21 protein-coding genes are annotated in these 21712 nt (G+C 62.9%); 17 read left to right on the plus strand and 4 right to left on the minus strand.

All coding sequences use genetic code 11. The features are described 5' to 3' along the window. Nucleotides 1-64: 64 nt before the first annotated feature. From OKW43_RS35920 to OKW43_RS35980, 13 genes are all read left to right on the plus strand, one after another. A complete protein-coding gene (locus OKW43_RS35920) occupies nt 65-1423 on the plus strand; it encodes an aromatic ring-hydroxylating oxygenase subunit alpha (protein ID WP_429453215.1) in 1359 nt (452 codons plus the stop codon). Next, a complete protein-coding gene (locus OKW43_RS35925; protein ID WP_429453217.1) occupies nt 1423-3132 on the plus strand; it encodes an FAD-binding protein in 1710 nt (569 codons plus the stop codon). The genes OKW43_RS35920 and OKW43_RS35925 overlap by 1 nt, the downstream gene beginning before the upstream one ends. A 16-nt stretch (nt 3133-3148) precedes the next feature. Continuing rightward, nucleotides 3149-4135 (plus strand): thiamine pyrophosphate-dependent dehydrogenase E1 component subunit alpha, encoded by a 987-nt coding sequence (locus OKW43_RS35930; RefSeq protein WP_429453219.1) that lies wholly within the window; start codon nt 3149-3151, stop codon nt 4133-4135. Beyond that, entirely contained in the window at nt 4132-5124 is a 993-nt protein-coding gene (locus tag OKW43_RS35935) for an alpha-ketoacid dehydrogenase subunit beta (RefSeq protein WP_429453221.1), read from the plus strand. Before OKW43_RS35930 ends, OKW43_RS35935 begins: the two co-directional genes overlap by 4 nt. Nucleotides 5125-5167: 43 nt before the next feature. Beyond that, the gene (locus OKW43_RS35940) at nt 5168-5398 is read left to right on the plus strand and encodes a biotin/lipoyl-containing protein (RefSeq protein WP_018425497.1); all 231 of its coding nucleotides are present in this window, start codon (nt 5168-5170) and stop codon (nt 5396-5398) included. A 51-nt stretch (nt 5399-5449) separates the two neighbouring features. Beyond that, nucleotides 5450-6265: a 2-oxo acid dehydrogenase subunit E2 gene (locus tag OKW43_RS35945; RefSeq protein ID WP_429453223.1), complete on the plus strand. Its 816-nt coding sequence runs from the start codon at nt 5450-5452 to the stop codon at nt 6263-6265. 33 nt (nt 6266-6298) lie between these two features. Then, nucleotides 6299-7831, plus strand: coding sequence for a class I adenylate-forming enzyme family protein (locus OKW43_RS35950; RefSeq protein WP_429453225.1), 1533 nt, complete (start codon nt 6299-6301; stop codon nt 7829-7831). A gap of 32 nt (nt 7832-7863) precedes the next feature. Then, nucleotides 7864-8757 carry a crotonase/enoyl-CoA hydratase family protein gene (locus OKW43_RS35955; RefSeq protein WP_429453227.1) on the plus strand — a complete coding sequence of 298 codons (894 nt, stop codon included), beginning with the start codon at nt 7864-7866 and terminating at the stop codon, nt 8755-8757. Nucleotides 8758-8805: 48 nt separating this feature from the next. Beyond that, a complete protein-coding gene (locus OKW43_RS35960) occupies nt 8806-9585 on the plus strand; it encodes an enoyl-CoA hydratase/isomerase family protein (protein ID WP_429453229.1) in 780 nt (259 codons plus the stop codon). 78 nt (nt 9586-9663) lie between these two features. Continuing rightward, a complete protein-coding gene (locus tag OKW43_RS35965; RefSeq protein WP_429453231.1) occupies nt 9664-10866 on the plus strand; it encodes an acyl-CoA dehydrogenase family protein in 1203 nt (400 codons plus the stop codon). Nucleotides 10867-10868: 2 nt separating this feature from the next. After that, the gene (locus tag OKW43_RS35970; RefSeq protein ID WP_429453233.1) at nt 10869-12011 is read left to right on the plus strand and encodes an acyl-CoA dehydrogenase family protein; all 1143 of its coding nucleotides are present in this window, start codon (nt 10869-10871) and stop codon (nt 12009-12011) included. 15 nt (nt 12012-12026) lie between these two features. Further along, nucleotides 12027-12860 carry an SDR family oxidoreductase gene (locus OKW43_RS35975; RefSeq protein ID WP_429292152.1) on the plus strand — a complete coding sequence of 278 codons (834 nt, stop codon included), beginning with the start codon at nt 12027-12029 and terminating at the stop codon, nt 12858-12860. Beyond that, nucleotides 12857-13435 carry a nuclear transport factor 2 family protein gene (locus tag OKW43_RS35980; protein ID WP_429453235.1) on the plus strand — a complete coding sequence of 193 codons (579 nt, stop codon included), beginning with the start codon at nt 12857-12859 and terminating at the stop codon, nt 13433-13435. The genes OKW43_RS35975 and OKW43_RS35980 overlap by 4 nt, the downstream gene beginning before the upstream one ends. 28 nt (nt 13436-13463) lie before the next feature. Here the strand turns inward: OKW43_RS35980 and OKW43_RS35985 are convergent, their stop codons facing one another. The 4 genes from OKW43_RS35985 to OKW43_RS36000 form a co-directional block, all read right to left on the minus strand. Next, a complete protein-coding gene (locus OKW43_RS35985; protein ID WP_429453237.1) occupies nt 13464-14240 on the minus strand; it encodes an SDR family oxidoreductase in 777 nt (258 codons plus the stop codon). Nucleotides 14241-14245: 5 nt separating this feature from the next. Continuing rightward, entirely contained in the window at nt 14246-14566 is a 321-nt protein-coding gene (locus OKW43_RS35990; protein ID WP_429453239.1) for a 2Fe-2S iron-sulfur cluster-binding protein, read from the minus strand. A 27-nt stretch (nt 14567-14593) separates the two neighbouring features. After that, entirely contained in the window at nt 14594-15847 is a 1254-nt protein-coding gene (locus OKW43_RS35995) for an NAD(P)/FAD-dependent oxidoreductase (protein WP_429453241.1), read from the minus strand. A gap of 100 nt (nt 15848-15947) precedes the next feature. Then, the gene (locus tag OKW43_RS36000) at nt 15948-16817 is read right to left on the minus strand and encodes a TetR/AcrR family transcriptional regulator (protein WP_429453243.1); all 870 of its coding nucleotides are present in this window, start codon (nt 16815-16817) and stop codon (nt 15948-15950) included. A gap of 207 nt (nt 16818-17024) precedes the next feature. Here OKW43_RS36000 and OKW43_RS36005 point away from each other — a divergent pair, with 207 nt between their 5' ends. Genes OKW43_RS36005 through OKW43_RS36020 form a run of 4 tightly spaced genes read left to right on the plus strand, consistent with a single transcriptional unit; the run spans nt 17025 to nt 21703 of the window. Next, entirely contained in the window at nt 17025-18089 is a 1065-nt protein-coding gene (locus OKW43_RS36005; RefSeq protein WP_429453245.1) for a cytochrome P450, read from the plus strand. Between the two features lie 41 nt (nt 18090-18130). Continuing rightward, nucleotides 18131-19732: a GMC family oxidoreductase gene (locus tag OKW43_RS36010; protein ID WP_429453247.1), complete on the plus strand. Its 1602-nt coding sequence runs from the start codon at nt 18131-18133 to the stop codon at nt 19730-19732. Then, nucleotides 19729-20499 (plus strand): enoyl-CoA hydratase/isomerase family protein, encoded by a 771-nt coding sequence (locus OKW43_RS36015; RefSeq protein WP_429453249.1) that lies wholly within the window; start codon nt 19729-19731, stop codon nt 20497-20499. The genes OKW43_RS36010 and OKW43_RS36015 overlap by 4 nt, the downstream gene beginning before the upstream one ends. 37 nt (nt 20500-20536) lie before the next feature. Beyond that, the gene (locus OKW43_RS36020; RefSeq protein ID WP_429453251.1) at nt 20537-21703 is read left to right on the plus strand and encodes a serine hydrolase domain-containing protein; all 1167 of its coding nucleotides are present in this window, start codon (nt 20537-20539) and stop codon (nt 21701-21703) included. Nucleotides 21704-21712: the final 9 nt, after the last annotated feature.

Genomic DNA, 21712 nt, shown 5'->3' on the forward strand with positions numbered 1-21712 from the left:
CGCGGCCGCCAGATAAAAAGCCGGAACCGGCGCCTACGCCGGCCACATCACGAAGGAGATATCAATGGGTAACAGAGGTCCCAATTCGGGTGAACACACTGTCCGCCTCGATTTTGTCCCGAAGGACAGTTACCTGTCGAAGCAATTTCTCGAGCGGGAGAACGAGCGCCTTTGGCCGCACGTGTGGCAGGTTGCCTGCCGGCTGGAAGAGATTCCCAACGCCGGCGATTACGTCACCTTCGACGTGGCCGGCGAGTCGATCATTGTGGTGCGAACGGCGGCGGATCAGATCAAGGCCTTTTTCAACGTCTGCCAGCATCGTGGCCGCCGCTTGACCAACGGCTGCGGCAAGGCCGCGAAATTTCACTGCGCCTATCACGGCTGGCAGTGGAATCTGGATGGCAGCGTGGCGCGCGTGCTCGATCGCGATGACTGGGCCGGCTGCCCGGATATGACCGACGGTGATCTGCATCTCACCGATGTTCAGGTGGACACGTGGGGCGGTTTCGTTTTCGTCAACATGGATCCGAACGCCGAGCCGCTCGCTAAATTTCTCGATCCGGTGCCGGAAATCACGAACTGCTTCGAGTTCGAGAAGATGCGCTACCGCTGGTACAAGTCGATTCGTCTGCCGTGTAACTGGAAGGTCGCACTCGAAGCGTTCAACGAGGGTTATCACGTAGCGGCAACCCATCCTCAACTGCTGGACGTCGCCGGAGACGACGTCACGCGCAGCTTCGCCTACGGCCGTCACGGCATGTTCGGCTACGCGACGGCCACGCGGATGATCGGCGCGCCTTCGCCGAGAACCGGCAAGCCGATGCCAGAGGACGTACGCCAGGGTCTCGTGAACTTTTTCCGTGTCATGGAAGAAACGCTGAAGGCGATCAATACCGCGCGCGACTACGAAGCGGCGAAGCGGCTGATGACCGAGATGTCTCCATCGGGTAACCAGTTCGAAGTCCTCGCAAAGGCGATGGATTTTCAGCGCGAAGCGGCCATCGCGGAAGGCGCGGGCTGGCCCGAGGTCTCTTTCGAGCAACTGGGTCGCGCGGGAGCGGACTGGCACGTCTTCCCGAACCTCATATTTCTGCCGTATCCAGACGGCGCGCTGTTTTACCGCGCACGGCCGGATGGCGATAACCCCGATTCGTGCATCTATGACATCTGGTCGCTGCAGCGCTTCGCGCCGGGCGCGGAGCCGCCGCTAAAGCGTGAGTTCTATTACGGCGTGGATGACTGGAAGGAGAACGCACATGAGAACTTCGGCCTGATCCTGTGGCAGGACTTCCAGAACATGACCAACGTGCAGCAGGGCATGAAGTCGCGCGGCTTCAAGGGTTCGCGCACGAATCCGCTGCAGGAAACGTCGGTATCGAACTTCCATCGCGCGCTGCGCGATTTCATCGCGCGGGAGGAGTGATGTCGACGAGCTGGGACGCAACCTACGACTTCGTGGTGGTCGGCAGCGGCGGCGGTTCGATGTGTGCGGCGCTTGCTTGCAGGTCGGTGGGCAAGGAAGTGCTCATCATCGAGAAGCAGGCGAAGGTCGGTGGCTCGACCGGATATTCGGGCGGCGTCTGGTGGCTCCCGAACAATCACGTGATGAAGCGCCACGGCGTAAGCGATTCATATGAGCGCGCACGCCAGTACTTCGACGCCGCGGTAACGTATCAAGGCCCGGGTACGTCGAATGCGCGACGCGAGGCTTACTTGCGCACCGGGCCGAAGATGGCTGAGTTTCTCGAGCAGCAGGGGATGCAGTTCGTGTACGCCGACGGCTGGTCCGACTACTACGACACGCTGCCCGGCGGCGAGCCGCGTGGTCGTTCGCTGCTGGCAAAGCTTTTCGACGTAAAGGAGCTGGGCGAGTGGGCGCCGCGTTTGTCGCGCTACAAGGGCCCGTCGATGCCTGCCAACTCGGACGAGTACCCGACACTGTTTCTGATGAAGCGGACGTGGGGCGGCAAGCGCAAGGCGATGCAACTGGGTGGCCGCATGCTCTACCAGAAGATCACCGGCAAGGAGCTCGTGGCCAACGGCGCGGCGATTCAGGGGCGCATGCTCCAGATGGCGCTCCGCGCGAACGTGCCGATCTGGACGGACACGCCGGTGCGAGAGTTTATCGTTGAAGAAGGGCGCGTGGTCGGCATCGTCGCGGTGCGCAGCGGCCGTGAGTTGCGCGTGCGCGCTCGCCAGGGCGTGCTGCTCAATACCGGCGGCTTTTCACACAACGCAGAAATGCGCCGCAAGTACCAGCCGCAGCCGTCGTCCGCGGACTGGACCAATGCGAATCCGGGCGATACCGGTGAAATCCTGCAAGCCGCAATCGCGCTCGGCGGCGCAGTGGACTGCATGGAGGAAGCGTGGTGGGTCGTGACGTCGCTCGGTCCGAACGAGGAACTGCCCGAAGGTGCACGCGCGCCGGATGGCTCGCCGCTGCCGTTCATGCATCACCTCGACCTGTCGCTGCCGTTTTCGATCATGGTCGATCAGGACGGCGAGCGCTTTTGCGACGAAGCGGGAGCGTACATGGAAATCGGTCAACGCATGTACCAGCGTCACAGGCAGACGGGTAAGGCCGTTCCCGCGTGGGTCGTGATGGACAGCCGGCAGCGTAAGTACTACCCGTGGGGCACGGCGATGCCGGGTCAGATTCCGCAGAGGTGGCTCGACAGTGGGTACATGATCAAGGCTGACACGCTCGAAGAACTGGCCGCGAAATGCGGTATCGACCGGGCTGGGCTGCTCGAGACCGTCAAGCGCTTCAACGGCTTCTGCGAAACGGGCGTCGACGAAGATTACGGTCGCGGCTCGCGCGCATTCGATCGCTGTCATGGGGACCCGACCATCAAACCGAACCCCAATCTCGGGCCGATCGAGGAAGGGCCGTTCTACGCCGTGCGCATGTATCCAGGGGATGTGGGCACCGCAGGCGGTCTCGTGACCGACGAGTTCGGACGTGTGCTGAAGGACGATGGTTCGCAAATCCTTGGGCTGTACGCCACCGGCAACTGCACGGCATCCGTGGTTGGCCGCTGTTATCCGGGCGCCGGCAGCAGCATCGGCGCATCGTTCGTATTCGGTTACATCGCGGCGCTGCATGCGAGCGGCGCGCAAAAGATCTGGTGACACAGGAGAGTGACGAATGAATGCCTATCAGCCGCCCAGCAGCGAAGTCCTGGTCGACATCTACCGGCGCATGGCGCTCATCAAGCAAAACGATGAGCGCTTTCGTGCCGTTATCAAGGCCGGCAAGCTGGTGATGCCGTACTACTCGCCGCGCGGCCAGGAAGTGATTCCGTCGGCGATGTCGGTGTGTCTCACCGACGACGACTACATCTGCACGATCTACCGCGGCGTCCACGACATGATCGCCAAAGGTGTGCCGCTCAAGGAACTCTGGGCTGAGCTCGGAGGGCGAGTAACGGGCACGTGCAAAGGCAAGGGCGGCCCGATGCACGTCACGCATCCCGCGTCGGGCGTCATGGTGACGACAGGCATTGTCGGCAGTTCGATGCCGATCGCAAATGGGCTTGCGCTCGCAGCGCAGATTCGTGGTGAGCCGCGCGTGACCGTGGCCTACTTCGGTGACGGCGCGTCAAACATTGGCGCCTTCCACGAGTCGCTGAACATGGCGTCCGTGTGGAAGTTGCCGGTGATTTTCGTCTGCCAGAACAACGGCTATGCCGAGCACACCAAATACGCGTATGGCACGTCCGTGCCGAACATCGCCCAGCGCGCCGTCGCGTACCAGATGCCCGGCATGACGGTGAACGGCAACGATCCGATTCAGATGCACAGAGCGGCGCGTGAGGCGGTCGAGCGCGCGCGCAACGGCGGCGGCCCGACGCTGATCGAAGCGAACACGTTCCGCTTTCAGGGGCACGTGTTCGGCGACCCGGACGCCTATATGGACAAGCACGAAAAGGCCGCCTGGGTCGCGAAGGATCCGGTGCCGCTGTTCCGTCAGTGGCTCATCGATGCAAAGCATGCGACCGAGGAGCAACTGGTTGCGATGGAAGCCGAACACGAGGCGCAGATCGACGCTGCGGTCGAATTCACGCTGTCGAGCGAATATCCCGATGTCGCGGAGCTTCGGCGCGACATCTTCAAGGACGAGGTGCTTGCATGAGCCAGCAGCCAACCAACATCAACACCATCCAGGCGGTCAACTTCGCGCTCGACGACGCGATGGCCGCCGACGCCAACGTAATCGTGCTGGGCGAAGACGTTGCCGACGGCCAGGAAGGCGGCATTGTCGGCGTAACGAAGGGACTGTCGTCGAAATACGGTACGTCGCGGGTGCGTTCGACGCCGATTTCGGAGCAGGCCATCATCGGTGCGGCAATCGGCGCTTCGATGGTCGGGATGCGTCCTGTGGCGGAAATCATGCTGATGAACTTCACGACCGTCGCGATGGACATGATCGTGAATCACGCCGCGAAGCTGCGGTTCATGTCGGGCGGACAGACCCATGTGCCGATCGTCATCCGCACCATGACGGGTGCGGGCTTCGGCACGGGTGGCCAGCATGCCGACTACCTCGAGGCCTGGTTTGCGCACGTTGCCGGCATCAAGGTCGTCACACCGTCGAATCCTGCCGATGCGTATGGCCTGATGCTGTCCTGCATCCGCGATGACGACCCCTGCCTATTCATCGAGAACATGCCGACCTACTGGAACCCGGGCAGTGCGCCGGAGCGCGGCGTGGCGATTCCGCTTGGCAAAGCCAACGTGATTCGCACGGGTACCGACGTGACGGTGATCAGCTACAGCCGCCGCGTGCAGGAAGCCATGGCTGCTGCCGAAGTGCTGGCGAAAGAGGGTGTCGCCTGCGAAGTGATCGATTTGCGCACTGTCTCTCCGTTGGATACCGACACTATCCTGACTTCGGTTGCAAAAACCGGGCGCGCCGTTGTCGTGCACGAAGCCGTCAAACCGTTCGGCGTGGGTGCGGAAATCGCATCCCGTATCTACGAAGCCCTGTTTCGCGAGCTCAAGGCGCCCGTGCAGCGAGTGGGCGCGCAATTCTGCCCCGTGCCGTTCTCGAAGCCACTCGAAGATGCGTTCGTACCGGGCGTGGCCGAAATCGAATCGGCGGTTCGCGCGACACTGAAATGACAAGCACGAGCACCCGGAATTCCATCATCAATAGAGCAAGGTCATGACCACACAAGTTCTGCTTCCCAAACTGGGCTTTTCCATGAACGAAGGCACGCTAGCCGAATGGCTGGCGGACGATGGCGCAACCGTGAGCGAAGGGCAGATTCTCTACGCGCTCGAGAGCGACAAATCGATTCAGGAAGTCGAGTCGCCCGCGTCGGGCACGCTGCGCATCGTTGCCCAGGTTGGCGAGGTGTATCCCGTCGGCACGGTGCTGGCGGAAATCGTCTGATTGGCCGCAGGCCGTCACGCTATCCAACCGTCGTTCGAAGAGGCATCCGCGATGAGTGTCGAATCCGTTACTACGCGAGCGCAGTCCAATGTGAATACCGGCCCCGGCGAGGCCGCAGTCCCCGCGTTCGGCGCGGATCTGCCGCCTTGGCCGCAGGTCGATTTCGCCGAATTTGGCGAGGTGGAAATCAAGCCGGTGTCGCGCATCCAGAAGCTCACAGGAGCCTTCCTGTCACGCAACTGGCTGACGATCCCGCATGTGACTCACCACGACGACGCTGATATTACGTCGCTCGAAACCTATCGCAAGGCCCGTAACGAGGCGGGCACGACGGTTAAGCTGACGCCGCTCGTCTTCCTTATCAAAGCCGTGGTGCGGGCGTTGCAGGAGTTCCCGCAATTCAACGCGTCGCTCGACGGTGACGGCAAAAACATCGTTCTGAAGAAGTACTTCCACATCGGGGTCGCCGTGGACACGCGCTTCGGATTGCTCGTGCCGGTGCTGCGCGATTGCGACAGGAAGAGCGTCGAAGAACTCTCGGTGGAACTTGCAGCAATTTCGCAGAAGGCGCGCGAAAAGGGTTTATCGATGGCAGAGATGTCGGGCGGTTGCTTTTCCATTAGTTCGCTCGGCGGCTTTGGCGGGACTGGTTTTACGCCTATCGTCAATGCGCCGGAGGTGGCGATTCTCGGCGTGACTAAAACCCGGCTGGCAGCCGCGCCGGCGGACGACGGCGGCGTCAGCTGGCGCAAGATGCTGCCCCTGTCGCTCAGCTACGACCATCGCGTGATCAACGGAGCCGACGCGGCGCGGTTCGCCGCATTCATTGGAACCGTGCTGGCCGATCCGCAGACGCTCGCTGGCTAACAGTCGATCTGACAAAACAACGACGGGATTGAGATGAGAACCCTTGGCGAGATGATCGAGCGAAACGCTCGCTTGCATGCCGATCACACGGCGCTCGTATACGCCGACCGGCGTCTGACGCACAGTCAGTTGGCGGAGCGTGCACGCCGCTTTTCGGGAGCGCTATATCAGCGCGGCCTGCGGCGCCAGGACCGGGTTGCGATCCTCGCGATGAATTGCGCGGAGTACTACGAGAGTTACCGTGCATGCGAGTGGGCCGGCTTCATTCTGGCAACCGTCAATTTCAGGCTGGCTCCCGCGGAGATTCTTTATATTCTTCAGGATGCGGCGCCTAAAGCGCTCGTATTCGAAGCTCAGTATGCCGACGTCGTGAACGGGCTGCGTTCGCAACTGCCGGAAATCGAGCAGTACATCTGCATTGGCGACGCGCCGGAATGGGCCGTTTCATTCGAGGCGGTGATGAAAGCCGGCCCAGTGCAAGGGCCGCCGATCCGTTCGAAACCGGAAGACTACGCGTACCTGATGTACACGAGCGGCACCACGGGGCGTCCCAAGGGCGTCGTGCGCACGCACCATGCCATGTGCGTCACTGCGGAAAGCTGCGCGCTCGTGACGGAGTTTTCGGGCAATACCCGCGTGCTACAGACGACGCCGGCGTTCCACGTCGGTGGGATTGGCTTCGTTAACTCGGTGGCCTGGATGGGCGGCACGACGGTCGTACATCGCGCGTTCGAGCCGAAGCAAATGCTCGAAACGATCGCCGAAGAACGCATCACCTTCACGTTCATGGTTGCCGCGATGCTTCAGGCGGTCCTCGATGTGCCCGAACTGTCGAGCTATGACGTGTCCAGCATCGAGAACATAGTCACGGCGGCAGCGCCGGTGCCTGCGCCGCTGCTGTCGCGCGGCATTCAGGCGCTCGGCCCGGTGTTTTCGGTCCAGTACGGCATGACCGAGAGCAACGCCTGCTGGTTGCCCGCGCATGAGGTCAAGCCGCTCGGGTCCCTGGAACAGGTACGGCGTCTCGCATCGGTGGGGCGCCCGTGCCCCGGCATTGATCTGCGCATCGTCGACGATCACGGCAACGATCTGCCGCAAGGCCAGACCGGCGAGGTCTGGCTGCGCTCGCAGACGCAGTTGAGCGGCTACTGGAACAACAGCGTGGCGACGGTGGAAGCACTGCGCGATGGCTGGTATCGCTCGGGCGACATGGGCTACCAGGACAAGGACGGCTACATTTTCCTCGTCGACCGCAAGAAGGACATGATCATTTCCGGCGGCGAGAACATCTACAGCCGTGAAGTCGAAGATGCGCTGCTCCAGCATCCGGCAGTCATCGACGTGGCGGTGATCGGCGCGCCGCACGAGAAGTGGGGAGAGTGCGTCAAGGCGATCGTCGTTTTGCGCCGTGGCGAGCAAGCGGGCGAAGCCGAATTGATCGACTTCTGCCGCGGCTTGATTGCGAGCTACAAATGTCCGAAAGCGATTGTATTCGTCGACGAATTGCCGAGGCTGCCGACGGGCAAGATCAGCAAGGTAAGTCTGCGCAAGCAGTTTGCCCAGTGAACGGCAATCGCCTCAATTGGAGAGAATCGACCATGGCCAAATGGCTGAAAACTTCGGAATGCGTGAAGTTTGAAGTGGCGGAACGCGTTGCGCATATCACGCTGAGTCGTCCGGACAAGCGCAACGCCATCAACAATCCGCTTCTGCAGGAACTCAAGGCGGCGTTGCTCGAAGCCGACGACCTCAAATCGGTGAACGTGATCGTGCTGTCGGGAGCTGGCCGCGATTTCTGCGCGGGCTACGATCTGGTGACGACGTATTCGGATCGGGTCGCGGACGCCGCTGATCCGGGGGACTATCGTGGAACGATTCGCAGCTTCGACGATGACTGCTGGTCGATGGAGCGGCAGTCGGAGACGGTCAATCTGATGGCCGATATCCACAAGCCGATCATCGCGCAGGTGCATGGCAACTGTCTTGCGGGCGGCACGGATCTCGCGCTGGCGTGCGACATGGTGATCGCCGCCGACAACGCAAGGATCGGCTTTCCCGCCACGCGCGCGAACGGCTCGCCGCCTGCGCATATGTGGTTCTATCACGTCGGCCCGCAATGGGCGAAGCGCCTGCTGCTGTCTGGCGACTCGCTGACGGGCCGCGACGCCGCGAAGATCGGGCTCGTGATGGATGCGGTGCCGGCAGAGCAGCTCGAAGCGGAGGTGGGCGAGTTGGCACGCCGTCTGTCGTTTGTCGATGCCGATCTGCTTGCGGCCAACAAGCGCATTGTCAACATCGGGCTGGAGCTGGCCGGTTCGCGCACGCTTCAGCGGCTCGCGGTGGAAAACGACTCGCGGGCCCACCAGAGCCAGGGGCCGCGCCGCTCGCAGTTCAAGGCGGACATGGAAGCGGTTGGCCTGAAAGAAGCGCTCAAGCGCCGCGACGAGCCGTTCGGCGACGGGATGATCCGCCTGCATGCTCGGGGCAGCTGAGCAGACCGTCGAACGGACGAACCAAACTCAAACGAAGATCCGAACATCATGGATGTTGAACTCACATTGAACGGCGCGGTTGCGACGCTGTGTCTGAACCGCCCAGAGAAGCTCAACGCGCTGACGCCGGAAATGCTTGATTTGATTCTCGGCCACCTCGATCGCATCGAAAACGATCCGGAGATTCGCGCGGTGATTCTCACTGGCGCAGGCCGCGCATTTTGCGCCGGCGCCGACATCAAGGGCAGCGGCGCCGCGCCACCGCAGATGAGCGTGGCGCACGCGCGCGCATCGATGGCGGTGTATCAGAAGATCGCGCTTCGGTTGTACAACCTGAACAAGCCAATGGTCGCGGCGGTGCGCGGGGTTGCCGTGGGAATTGCATGGAGCTTTGCGCTGTGCGCGGACCAACTGATCGTTTCCGATACCGCGCAGTTCATTCCCGCCTTCCTGATGCGCGCCACCTTGCCTGAAGGCGGCATGGTGCATCTGCTTGCGCGTCATTGCGGCGAGTTTCGCGCCAAGGAAATCATGTACCTGAATCGCCGGCTGAGCGGCAAGGAAGCACTCGATATGGGTCTTGCCAGTCATCTCGCCGAGGACGGCGAGCTTGACGCGGCCGTCGAAAAGCTGGCTGGCGAGCTGGCGGCCGGCCCGACTTTCTCGCTCGGGCTGACCAAGCAGTTGTTCAGGTTGAACACTGGTGGCATGGAAGAGTTTCTTGCGCAGGAACTGAACGCGGTGGCACTCGCGGTGAACTCCGAGGACGCGGCGGAGGGCCGGCTCGCCGCGAGAGAAAAACGCGCCCCAGCTTTCAAAGGCCGCTAGGTGGAGCACCCGCACGAGCGCGGCGCAGTGGCGCGACGGAGCAGACAAACGAGGGCGCAAGAGATTCAGGAGTCAGGCATGCATTTCGGCTATAGCGAGGAAGACGAAACATTTCGTCGGGAAGTCAGAACGTTTTTCAGTGAACATGCGCCGGCCGACATTTCACGCCGCTGGCGTGTTGGCGTGCATCCGCCTGCGCGCGATGACATCCGCAGATGGCAGCGCATTCTTTACGAGCGCGGCTGGGGTGCGCCCCATTGGCCCGTCGAACATGGCGGCACCGGCTGGAGCGCGCTGCGCAAGCATATCTTCATGGAAGAGCTGTACAACGCCGATGCCATGGACTATGGCTGGCAGTCGACGCAGATGGTGGCACCCGTCATCATCGCGTTCGGCTCGGACTGGCAGAGGGAGCGTTTTCTCGGGCCTATTCTGCGTGGCGACGAGTTCTGGTGCCAGGGCTTTTCGGAGCCGAACGCGGGCTCGGATCTGGCTGGACTGAAGACGACGGCCGTGCTCGACGGTGACGAGTATGTGATCAACGGCCAGAAGATCTGGACCAGCGACGCAACGATTGCCGATTGGGGATTCTTCCTCGTCAAGACCGATACGACCGTCAAGCCGCAACGAGGCATTTCCTTCCTGCTGGTCAAAATGGACACACCGGGCATTACGGTGCGTCCGATCGTTTCGATCGAGGGCGGCAAGGGCCTGAATGAAGTGTTCCTCGAGAATGTGCGCGTGCCGAAGTCGCATCTCGTGGGCGAGGCCGGCATGGGATGGACCTATGCGAAGTATCTCCTCGAGAAGGAGCGCACGGCGAGCGCGTTCCTGTACTTCAACAAACGCGAGCTGCAACGCGCGAAAGACATCGCGGTGCAGGAGCGGGTGGACGGCGTGCGGCTCATCGATACACCGGGGTTCGCGCGCAAGGTCGCGGAGGTCGAAGCGGACCTGTTGGCGCTCGAATGGTCGGTGCTCCGCATCCTTGCGGAAGAGAAGAGCGAGCGCAATCTCGATGCGGTCGTCTCCGCGCTGAAGATCAGCGGGTCGGAAATGCAACAGCGCGTGACGCAGCTGCAAATGGACGCACTCGGTCCCCGCGTGATGCGTTTCGACGACCACGGCGAGCCGCAGGGTGATCTGGCGGTCGATGAAAACTGGCCGGACTACATCGGCGGCCGCACGTCGGGCTATCTGATCGCTCGCGCGTCCACGATCTATGGCGGCGCGCGCGAAGTGCAGAAGAACATCATTGCCAAGCTGGTTTTTGGACTGTAGCCATGGACTTCAACTTCTCTGAAGAACAATTGATGCTAAAAGACGGCGCAGAGCGCTACGTTCAGCAGGAATATGGATTCGAGGCGCGCACGCGCATCGCGGCGGGGCAAGAGGGGTTCAGCCGCGAACATTGGCGCGCCTATGCCGAGCTTGGCTGGCTCGGGCTGACGATGCCGGAACACGTCGGCGGTCTCGGGTGCTCGTTCGTTGAAACGGCGATCGTGATGGAGGCGCTCGGCCGCGGTATGGCGCTCGAGCCGGTCGTGCAGACGGCGCTGCTTTGCGCCACGATCGTCGAACGAGGCGATGCGCCGCGCCAGCGTGAGACGCTGCTGCCCGCCGTCATCGACGGCACGCTGCTGCTGTCGCTCGCGGACAGCGAAGCGGGCAGCCGATACAAGCTGGGATGCCACGCGCAAACGCACGCGCTCAAGAGCGCCTCGGGTTACCTGATCAGCGGCGCGAAGACGCTGGTGATCGCCGGCGCGTCGGCGGACCAGCTGCTCGTGACCGCGCGAGTCGAAGGCGCGTCGCAAGGCGTGGGCGTTTTTCTTGTCGATCGCCGGGCCGCGGGCGTGACGTGCCGGTCGTACCGCTTGCTCGATGGATCGCGTGCCGCGGATATCGACCTGCACAACGTCGAGCTCAGTGAAGATGCATTGATCGTCGGACCTGAACGCTCGCTGCAGGTGCTCACGCAGGCAACGGAACTCGCCAGTCTCGCGAGCGTGGCCGAGAGCCTTGGCATGATGGAAGCCGTGATGGCGATCACTTCGGAGTACATCAAGGGACGCTCGCAGTTCGGCCAGCCTATCGGCAAGTTCCAGGCGTTGCAGCATCGCATGGCTGAGATGTTCGTCGCCACGCAGGAGGCGCGTTCGATGCTGTACTGCGGGATCGCGCACCTGAACGGCCCGGCGGCCGAACGCAGCCGCGTCATCTCGGCGGCCAAAGCCGTTGCCGCGCGCGCCAATCGCTTCGTTTGCGCGCAGGGCATCCAGTTGCACGGTGGCATGGGGCTCACCGAGGAATACCCAATAGGCCACTACTTCCGCAAGATGACGATGATGGAGAAGATGTTCGGCGATATCGACTTTCATCTCGACCGCGTTGCGGCAGGCGGCCAGACACCGATAACGGGCTGAGACGAGGAGCAGATCATGCAACGCGTGAAGCAAAAGATTGCCATCGTGACCGGGGCCGCATCCGGTATCGGCGCTGCCTGTGCCGCCAGGCTCGCGCAGGAGGGCGCCTTGCTCGTCGTGGCGGACCTGAATCTCGAAGGCGCGCAGGAACAGGTTCGTCGTATTAACGAAGCGGGGGGCCACGCGGTCCCGGCGCAGGTCGATATCGGCGACGAAAGTTCGATCGATGCATTGTTCGATCTGACGCTCAAGACTTGGGGCGGGCTCGATATCCTGCATAACAACGCCGCGGCCACATCGCTTTCCAGTACTGCCGATGCGGCAGTCGAGGCACTCGACGTCGGGGTCTGGGACGACACGATGCGCATCAATCTTCGCGGCACCATGCTGGCTTCGCGGTGCGCGCTGCCGCTAATGCGCGCACGAGGCGGCGGTTCGATTATCAATACCTCTTCCGGTGCCGCTCAGGCGGGCGCGCTGGGGTATAGCGCGTACGGCGTCTGCAAGGCCGGTATCGAGGCGCTGACGCGCTACGTCGCCGCGCAGCACGGCAAGGAAGGGATACGCTGCAACGCGATCGCTCCGGGCCTGATCGTCACGCCGGTGACCCAGGCGTACTACGCGGGGGAGACCGGAGAGATGATGCTGAGCCACCATCTCACGCCTCGCCTCGGGCAGCCCGAAGACATTGCCCATGCGGTGGTGTACCTCGCTTCGGATGAGGCGGCGTTCGTCACGGGCCAGGTGTTCAACGTCGATGGCGGATTGCTTTCACACCAGCCTTACTATGCCGACGAAATCCGCGCGCGCCCGGCCGCGATGGCCAACGCTACGAAGGGGAAGGCATGACGATGGATTCAGCGCTGCTCGCGCGCATCGAGCGCATCGAGGCGCAGTTCGCCATCCAGCAGTTGCCGGTCCGATACGCGCTCGCGGTCGATTCGCGCGATCTGGACAGCCTGGTGCAACTGTTCGCCGGAGACGTCAATTGCGGCCGATGGGGCGTCGGGCGCGCGGCATTGAAGACGTTCTACGGGTCCGAGCATATTCTGCGCGGCTTTTATCGCAGCATTCACCAGATCTGCGGCCACGTCGTCGATTTCATCGATGCCGACCATGCGACGGGAAGCGTCTATTGTCGCGCGGAGCACGAGGACAATGGAGCGTGGGTGGTGATGGCGATCTGCTACTTCGATCACTATGTGCGGCGCGACGGCCAGTGGTGCTTCGAGCGTCGCGACGAACAGCATTGGTATTCGACGGACTGGCTCGCTCGCCCCGGTGCGCCGCGCTTCCAGCACTGGCCCGGCAAGTATGAAGGCGACCGGTATCAGCCGCGCCTTCCGCAGGGATTTCCGACGTGGGCGGCGTTCTGGAGCACGAGCGAACAGCACGCGATCGACGCGTTGACGAAGGTGCCGTAAGCTCGGTCTCGTCTTTGGCTCTTGCCTGCTACAGCGCCGCTTCCCCACGCAAGAGCACGTCTGCACCCCCATCGACGAACGGGACTTGGCCCACCATGTAGCCATTGGCGGAACTGGCGAGGAATGCGAGGAGCGGCACGATCTGCTCAGCGGTTGCATAGTCGTGCACGGCCGTGGGTACACCGGCGGCAAGCACCTCGCGTCCCTCGGCCGTTTCCAGCAGCGGTGCGACCATCGGCGTCTTCACGATGCCCGGCGCGACGCCGTTTAGCAACACGCCCCCGTCGGCCCACCCGGGCAGCACCGCCGTGCGCCGTATCCATTGCGTCAGCGCGCGTTTGGATGACGCATAGCTTTGAGCGCCGATCTTTCCAGCCCGTTCGCGTGCGGCGGCTTCGTCGCCGTCGAGGCACAACTCGACGAGGCGCGCATCGACTGGATGAAGCGAGGCGAGCGATGAGATCACCACGACGCGTGGCTCGCTGGCGAGACGCAGGAGCGGCAACAGACGCGGCAGCAGATCGGTAACGCCGAAGTAATTTACCGACACCAGCGTGTCGCCGGACACGGGGGGCGACACTCCGGCGCAGGCGACCACCGCATCGATCGACGACGTGAGGCGCTGCACGCGCTCGACGAGCGCCGCGCGCTCCGCCGGGACAGTGAGGTCCGCGCAAACATCCGCATCGTGGAGATCGACGCCGATCACCCGTTCGCCGAGCGTCGTCAGATGCCGGGCCAGCGCCGCGCCCATGCCTGAGGCAGCGCCGGTGATCAGCGTCGTGCGGGAGGCATCTGTGCCCATTGCGCTCACCCCGCCGAACCGGGCAGACGCACCACCAGCCCGTCCAGTTCCGGCGTCATGAAGATCTGGCATGTCAGACGGCTGTTTTCGCGCACGTCCATCGCGCAGGTGAGCATGTCGACTTCATAGGATTCCGCCGCCGGCATGTGGCTGCTCCAGGTGTCGTCGACATACGCGTGACAGGTTGCGCAACTGCAGCTGCCGCCGCAATCGCCGAGAATGCCTGGGACCTGATTGTTCACCGCCGTTTGCATGACTGAATCGCCAACGTTGGCGCTTACCGCGGCCTCGCTGCCGTCAGGCTGGATGAATCGAATGAGCGGCATGTCTGAACCTCTGAAAAATGGGTTGGACTAGGGAAGCAGACTTTTCAACGGGATCGATTCGTTGGCGAGATCGGCGGCGCGGACGGGTATTTTCTCGGCAACGAAACGCTTGGCCAGCACGAATTCGGGTACACGGCTGACCGTATCGGCTGCCAGCATGACGCCGTCCTTGAGATAAAACGCCGAGAAAGAGCGGGCTTTGGGGTCGCCGCGCAGCACGAACTCGTCGTAGCCGACGGACAAGCCGACCATCTTGAGCTTCAGATCGTATTGGTCGGACCAGAACCACGGCACGCTGTTGTAGACACGCTCCTTGCCGCACAACGACGCAGCGGCGGTGCGGGCCTGCTCCAGCGCGTTAGGGACGGACTCGAGACGCAGGCGGCGACCGAGCGAAGGGTTGGGGTGGTTGGTGCAATCCCCGACCGCAAAAATGTCCGGGTCGGACGTGCGCGTGTGTTCGTCGACCATGATGCCGTTGTCGACAGCAAGGCCGGCCGCTTGTGCAAGTTCGGTGGCGGGCTCCAGTCCCACGCCGACGATGACGAGATCCGCGGCGACGCGCGTGCCGTCAACGCAGCACACGGCGGCAACGGCGTCGCCGGATGCGTCGAGTTCGAACTCACTCACGATCGCGTTGGTACGGATGTCGACTCCGGCTTCGCGGTGAACTTCCTCGTAGAACGTGGAAAGCTCGGGAGCCGTGACGCGCGCGAGGACGCGCGGCAACGCTTCGAGCACGGTGACGCGCAAGCCGCGCTTCACGGCTACCGCAGCCACCTCCAGCCCGACATATCCACCGCCGATGATCACGAGGCGCGAGCCGGCATGAAACTGGTTTCGAATGCGCGCGACGTGATCGAGCGTGCGAAGGTAGTGAAAATTCTGCAGCTTCTCGATCGCTTCGATACCCGGCAACGCGAGGCGCCGCGCGCGGCCGCCGGTGGCCAGAACCAGTTTCGTATAGCCGATTTCGCTGCCGTTGGACAGCGTGACCCGTTTCGCGTCACGGTCGATGCGCTGCACGCGCGTGTTCGGGATGAACTCGACACGCGCTTTGTCGTACGTGGACAGCGGTTTCAGGTACAGCTGCTCGGCGGTCGATTCGCCCGACAGGAATGCCTTGGAGAGCGGCGGCCGTTGGTAGGGCAAATGCGGTTCTTCTCCCACCATCACGATGCGTCCCGTCCATCCCTGGTCGCGGATCGCGGTCGCGCATTCTCCCGCTGCGTGACCCGCCCCGACGATCAGCGCGGTGTTCTCTGCGTCTCCAGCTGTCATGAGGCTAACTCCATCTCGCACAGCCGCAGGCTCGCTGCGGCCACAGTAAGTCTGAATAATGTTCTAAATTGTGAACGACGGTCGCTGCGACTGTCAATGCTCATGAACCCCGTTGGGCCGAGGCGGAGCTGACCATCGCCTCGATGCCGCCAACCGCGAAACGAATCAAATAGGTGCGCATGCGCTCGATATGTGCTGTCGTGAGTGCCTTCGCTCCGGAGCGTGCTTCCTGCGCGTAAAGCTCGTTGAGCACCAGATGAAACACCGACTCGACGAAATGCTGCACCAGTTCGACGGTCTCCCGCGTGACGCGGGGAAGTGCGTTGGCGAAGGCGTCACCGTAGCGCGCGGCCGCAGGCGCGTATTGGTCATAAAACGGCGCCGTGAGATCGGGGCGCTCCAGAAGACAGCCAATCTGGGTTAGCAGGCGCAGGTAATTTCGCCACCCCGGATCGCCGCTCTCCAGATGCGCGAAGGCCGGTGCGGAAAGTGCGGTCACGATTGCTTCCACGTCGGGACGCTTGCCTTGCAGCGCTGCCAGTTCGGCCTCGAGCGATTCGATGACCTGCCGGCTGATCACCGCTGCGCGGCGGCCGATCGCCTGCTGAAACAGCGCGTCTTTGCTGCCGAAGTGGTACCGCGCGAGGCTCAGCTCCATGCCACAGCTTTGCATGATGTCGCGAATCGACGTGCCGAAGTAGCCGTGCATCGCGAACAGCCGCTCGGCGGTATCGAGAATGCGTTCTGGCGTCGTGCTGCGCGCCGTGGCGCGCGGTTCATTGATGGCAGTCGCCCGTCTGCTGGCGGCGTGCGTGGTGCTGGACGGCATGGTTTCCCTTTGATGGCGGGGCGCGAGCCAGAAAGCGCGCGACATCCCTTTCCGCGAATGATAGATCGATCTTGCACACCTGTGCAAAATAGAACATAGTTCAAGTATTGGTACCTCGCGCAAAAACAGAGGTGCCTGCAAACAAACGATTGATGGAGACAGCAACCATGGCCGGCGCGCTGCAACTCGAGGACTTCGACGATGCTAAGTTCAACCCTTTTTTCGAGGATTCACTCGCTTACGGTGCCGATGCGGACCCTTATCCACGCATTGCGGAACTGCGGGAAAAGGCTGCGGTTCAGCAGGGTGACTACCGTGTGCTGATGGGCGGCGCCGCGGGACCTGACGATGTCCGACGTCGCGCACTATTCCGTATTCGGATACGACGAGGTCTCGAAGGTGCTTGGCGACCCGGCAACGTATTCGAACAAGTCGTACGAGCGCAATCTCGGCATCAGCTTCGGGCGCAGTATCTCGACGATGGATGCGCCCGAGCACTCGCGCTACCGCCGCATCTTCCAGAAGGCCTTTTTGCCGAATACCGTCGCGGCATGGGGCGATACGCTGGTCGACCCGGTGGTGAGCGAGCTGATGTCGAAATTCATGGATCGCGGACATGCGGATCTCGTCAACGAGTTCACGCTTCACTACCCGTTCAATATCATCTATCGGCAACTGGCATTGCCGCCGGAGGATGTGAAGATCTTTCACAAGCTAGCAATCGCACAGACGCTGGTTTCGATCGATGTCGAGCATGGCGTGGAGGCATCGACGAAGCTGGGCACCTATTTCGCGCGGCTTGTCGACGAGCGCCGCAGTCATCCTGGCGACGATCTGGTGAGCTCGCTGGCCACCGCGGAGGTGGACGGTGAGCGGCTACCGGACGAGGTCGTCATTTCGTTTCTTCGCCAGCTGGTGAATGCGGGCGGCGACACGACCTATCGCGCGACCAGCGTACTGTTGCTTGCGTTGCTGCGCGATCCGGTACAGCTCGAAGCGGTGCGCCAGGATCGCACGCTGGTCGCGGCGGCGATCGAAGAGGCTCTGCGCTGGGACGGCCCCGTGCTGATGCAGTCGCGTATGGCGACGCGTGATGTCACGCTCGGCGGTGTCGAGATTCCTGCCGGCGCATTTCTCGACGTGCTGGCGGGCAGCGCCAATCGCGACCCCAGCCGCTTCGCCGATCCGGACAGGTTCGACATCTATCGCAAGGCTGGTCACCGGCACTTTGCATTCGCCTATGGCCCGCACGTGTGCATCGGCCAGCACCTGGCGCGCGTGGAAATGACGCGTGCGCTCAACGCGATTCTCGATCGCCTGCCCAATCTTCGGCTCGATCCGGCCGCGCCAGCTCCACAGATCAACGGGATCATGATGCGCGTTCCGCATTCGATTCCCGTCATCTTCGGCTAATAAGGTAGCGCTGGTCTGCACGCACGGTGGAGAACGCATAGATGACCGAGTTTGACTTTATCGTGATTGGCGCGGGTGCGGCGGGTTGCGTGCTAGCCAATCGTCTTTCGGAGAGCGGGCACCATACCGTGCTACTCATCGAGGCAGGTCCGGAAGATCGCAATCCGTTGATCCGGATGCCGAAAGGCTTTGGCAAGCTGCTGGGCGATCCAGCTCATGCCTGGTTCATTCCGGTGCAGCCCGATCACGGAAACGGGCATCGCAACGAAATCTGGCTTCGCGGCAAGATGCTCGGCGGTTCCAGCAGCATCAACGGCATGGTGTATATGCGAGGTCATCCCGAGGACTACGACGGCTGGGCCGAACTGGGTGTCGAGGGCTGGAGCTGGCAGAACCTGGCGCCTTGCTTCAGGCGGATCGAAGATCACGCGCTCGGCGCCGATGAGCTGCGTGGAGAGGGCGGCCCGCTGAAAGTGTCACCGTACCCGCAGCGCAATCGTATTGGCGACGCCGTACTCGAGGCGTGCCGGTCGCTCGGCGTGCGGCGCGTTGAAGATATCAACAGGCTCGATCATGAGGGCGTCGCCTACCTGATCTATACGATACGCAACGGTCGTCGGCAAAGCTCGGCCGAAGCCTTTCTGAAGCCCGCGAGGGCGCGCAAGAACCTCACGGTCGTGACCGGCACACAAGCCGCGCGAATCGTGTTTGACGGCACGCGCGCGGTCGGCGTGCAGTGCGAAAGCGCTGGGCAGCAGATCGCTTACCGTGCGCGCCGCGAGGTCGTGCTGTCGGCGGGCGCGATCGAGTCGCCGCGGCTTTTGCAGCTGTCGGGCGTTGGCGATCCCGGCCATCTGCAGTCGCTTGGCATTCCTGTCGTGGCGGCGAATCCGGGGGTCGGACGGAACCTGCGCGAGCACTATCTATATATGCTTCAAGCCCGCCTGCGGCATTGGCGCGATTCGCAGAACCGCCAGTTCGGCGGCATGCGCTTATGGCGCAACGCGATGCAGTATCTGCTGTTCCGCCGTGGCGTGATGTCGCTCGGCTCGTACCAGGTGGGCGGCTTCGTCAAGACCGCGGCGGATGCGATGCGTCCCGACGTTCAACTGATGATGGCGCCGTACTCGATGGATTTCGGCGCGGCCGGTTACGCGTTCGAGTCTTTCCCAGGCATGCAGCTCTTCAGCTATCCGCTGCGCCCGCGCAGCGAAGGGCACGTCAGGATCCAGTCCGCGGACCCCCGCGTGCCGCCCCAAGTCGTCGCGAACTACCTTGCCGATCCGTACGACCGGCAGATGGCTGTCAACGCCTTCCGGTTCATGCGCAGCGTGCTGGCCGCCGAGCCGCTTGCCAGCCTGCTGGCAGGGGAGACACGCCCAGGCCCCGCCGTCCAGACCGATGACGAGATTCTCGACCTCTACCGGCGTGAAGGCCAATCCGGCTATCACGCCTGCGGTACCTGCAAGATGGGATCGGACACGCTTGCCGTGCTCGATTCGCGGCTGCGCGTGCGCGGTGTCGAACGCCTGCGCGTGATGGATCTCTCCGTCACACCCACGATGATCTCCGGCAACACGAATGGCCCCATGATGGCGATGGCATGGCGCGCCGCCGGCCTGATCCTGGAGGACGCGCGATGAGCCGCCTCGAAGATTACAGCGGGCGTTTTACGAACATCGATTTCGAGCGACGCGACGGAGTTTTGCAAGTGCGCTTGCATACGGAGGGTGGCCCGCTCAAGTGGGGCGCGCTCGATCGCAGCATTCACAGCCAGCTAGGCGAGGCGTTCTACCAGATCGCACGCGACCTCGACAATCGCGTAGTGATCCTGACCGGCACCGGCGATTCGTTCTGCGACGCGATGAATTACGCCGAGTTGCCGTCGGAGCCGCTTGCGCAAGCCTGGCCGCGCCTGCAGCGCGAAGGGCAGGACCTGCTGATGCAACTGCTGGACATTCCGGTTCCAGTTATCGGCGCGATCAACGGGCCGGCACTCATTCATGCCGAGTTGCTCGTGCTGTCGGATATCGTGCTGGCATCCAGTCGCGCCGAAATCTCGGACCAGGCGCACTTCGTTCACGGCGTCGTGCCGGCGGACGGCGTGCAGATCGTCTGGCCGATGCTGATTGGCCACAACCGCGCCCGCTACTTTCTTCTCAGCGGCGAGCGCATCACGGCGCAGCGTGCGTGGGAGCTTGGCGTCGTCGGCGAAGTCGTCGCGCACGACACGTTGCTCGAACGTGCGTGGCAAATGGCGCACGAACTCGCGGCGAAGCCGATCGAAACGCTGCGATACACGCGCGCGGTCTTCACGCAGCCGTTCAAGCGCCGCGTGCTCGACGAACTGGGCTATGGGCTCGCGCTAGAAGGGCTCGCCGGTATTGCCGCGCAGTCCGGCAAGACATAGTCGGTCAACGCGAATGTTCACGAATGGGAGACACGATATGACCTTGGTAGTGCAAGCATCAACCGAGCGCAACGCGATCGTTCAGCAGGCGCTCGACCGTGCCACACGGGAAGGCGGTGAGATCGGCGTGCAGGTGGCGGCCTATCTGAACGGCAAGCTTATGATCGACGCATGGAGCGGCGTGGCCGATCCGTCCACCGGCCGTCTGGTCGATGGCGAAACGCTGTTCAATGTGTATTCGGTGACGAAGGCCGTTGCTGCAACGGCGTTGCATATCCTGGCCGACCGCGGGCTGATCGAATACGACGCGCCGGTGACGCGCTACTGGCCAGAGTACGGTGCGCACGGCAAGCAGAACACGACGGTGCGCGATGTGCTGACGCATCGCGCGTGTGTGCCGCAAATGCCCGAAGGCGTCACGCCGGAGCTGATGTGTGACTGGCAGTGGATGACCGGCGCCATCGCCAACCTTGAGCCGCTTGCGGAGCCGGGGACGAAAACGCTGTACCTGTCGATGACGTTCGGCTGGATCGTTGGCGAGCTGGTGCGGCGCGCCGATCCGAAGAAGCGCTCGCTGGGCCGTTTTGTCCGGGAAGAGATTGCGATGCCGCTCGGCATCGACGATCTGTGGATCGGCATTCCCGACGAAGTCGAACCGCGCATCGCACGTCTGACCGATGCAATGGTGCCGGTTCCCGCGGAATACCTGCCGCCGCTGTTCTTGCGCTCGATGCCGCAACAGGTCGCATTGACGCCGCAAGTGTTCGAGCGCCCGGACGTGCGGCGCGCGGAAGTGGCGGGCGTTGGCGGGATCTTCAACGCGCGCAGCGAGGCGCGCTTCTGGGCAATGCTGGCATGCGGCGGCGAGTTGGACGGCGTGAGGATACTCTCGAAGGAACTCGTTGCCACGCTGAACACGCCACGCGCCAATAGCGAGGAGCCCGACCCGGTGATGTTCGGCTTTCCGATTCCCATCACGATCGGTGGCTTCTGGTTCGGCGGCAACCATCCGCCGGTGACGGCGGCACGTTCGCCGCGCGCTTTGTGCCATCCGGGGCAGGGCAATTCGATCGGCTGGGCCGATCCGGATACCGGGCTCGCCGTCGCGATCTGCCATAACAAGCTGTTCAACCCGGCCACGCCGGAAGAAGATCCGCTGCTTCCGATCGCTGCGGCGATTCGGGACGCACTGGATCTGAAGTGATTGGCACGA

It is taken from the genome of Paraburkholderia sp. WC7.3g (assembly GCF_050436345.1).
Classification (GTDB): Bacteria; Pseudomonadota; Gammaproteobacteria; order Burkholderiales; family Burkholderiaceae; genus Paraburkholderia; species Paraburkholderia podalyriae.

Excerpts from the sequence above, each read along its gene's own strand:
- OKW43_RS35920 (WP_429453215.1), top strand. The coding sequence starts at position 65 with ATGGGTAACAGAGGTCCCAATTCGGGTGAACACACTGTCCGCCTCGAT.
- OKW43_RS35925 (WP_429453217.1), top strand. The coding sequence starts at position 1,423 with ATGTCGACGAGCTGGGACGCAACCTACGACTTCGTGGTGGTCGGCAGC.
- OKW43_RS35930 (WP_429453219.1), top strand. The coding sequence starts at position 3,149 with ATGAATGCCTATCAGCCGCCCAGCAGCGAAGTCCTGGTCGACATCTAC.
- OKW43_RS35935 (WP_429453221.1), top strand. The coding sequence starts at position 4,132 with ATGAGCCAGCAGCCAACCAACATCAACACCATCCAGGCGGTCAACTTC.
- OKW43_RS35940 (WP_018425497.1), top strand. The coding sequence starts at position 5,168 with ATGACCACACAAGTTCTGCTTCCCAAACTGGGCTTTTCCATGAACGAA.
- OKW43_RS35945 (WP_429453223.1), top strand. The coding sequence starts at position 5,450 with ATGAGTGTCGAATCCGTTACTACGCGAGCGCAGTCCAATGTGAATACC.
- OKW43_RS35950 (WP_429453225.1), top strand. The coding sequence starts at position 6,299 with ATGAGAACCCTTGGCGAGATGATCGAGCGAAACGCTCGCTTGCATGCC.
- OKW43_RS35955 (WP_429453227.1), top strand. The coding sequence starts at position 7,864 with ATGGCCAAATGGCTGAAAACTTCGGAATGCGTGAAGTTTGAAGTGGCG.
- OKW43_RS35960 (WP_429453229.1), top strand. The coding sequence starts at position 8,806 with ATGGATGTTGAACTCACATTGAACGGCGCGGTTGCGACGCTGTGTCTG.
- OKW43_RS35965 (WP_429453231.1), top strand. The coding sequence starts at position 9,664 with ATGCATTTCGGCTATAGCGAGGAAGACGAAACATTTCGTCGGGAAGTC.
- OKW43_RS35970 (WP_429453233.1), top strand. The coding sequence starts at position 10,869 with ATGGACTTCAACTTCTCTGAAGAACAATTGATGCTAAAAGACGGCGCA.
- OKW43_RS35975 (WP_429292152.1), top strand. The coding sequence starts at position 12,027 with ATGCAACGCGTGAAGCAAAAGATTGCCATCGTGACCGGGGCCGCATCC.
- OKW43_RS35980 (WP_429453235.1), top strand. The coding sequence starts at position 12,857 with ATGACGATGGATTCAGCGCTGCTCGCGCGCATCGAGCGCATCGAGGCG.
- OKW43_RS35985 (WP_429453237.1), bottom strand. The coding sequence starts at position 14,240 with ATGGGCACAGATGCCTCCCGCACGACGCTGATCACCGGCGCTGCCTCA.
- OKW43_RS35990 (WP_429453239.1), bottom strand. The coding sequence starts at position 14,566 with ATGCCGCTCATTCGATTCATCCAGCCTGACGGCAGCGAGGCCGCGGTA.
- OKW43_RS35995 (WP_429453241.1), bottom strand. The coding sequence starts at position 15,847 with ATGACAGCTGGAGACGCAGAGAACACCGCGCTGATCGTCGGGGCGGGT.
- OKW43_RS36005 (WP_429453245.1), top strand. The coding sequence starts at position 17,025 with ATGTCCGACGTCGCGCACTATTCCGTATTCGGATACGACGAGGTCTCG.
- OKW43_RS36010 (WP_429453247.1), top strand. The coding sequence starts at position 18,131 with ATGACCGAGTTTGACTTTATCGTGATTGGCGCGGGTGCGGCGGGTTGC.
- OKW43_RS36015 (WP_429453249.1), top strand. The coding sequence starts at position 19,729 with ATGAGCCGCCTCGAAGATTACAGCGGGCGTTTTACGAACATCGATTTC.
- OKW43_RS36020 (WP_429453251.1), top strand. The coding sequence starts at position 20,537 with ATGACCTTGGTAGTGCAAGCATCAACCGAGCGCAACGCGATCGTTCAG.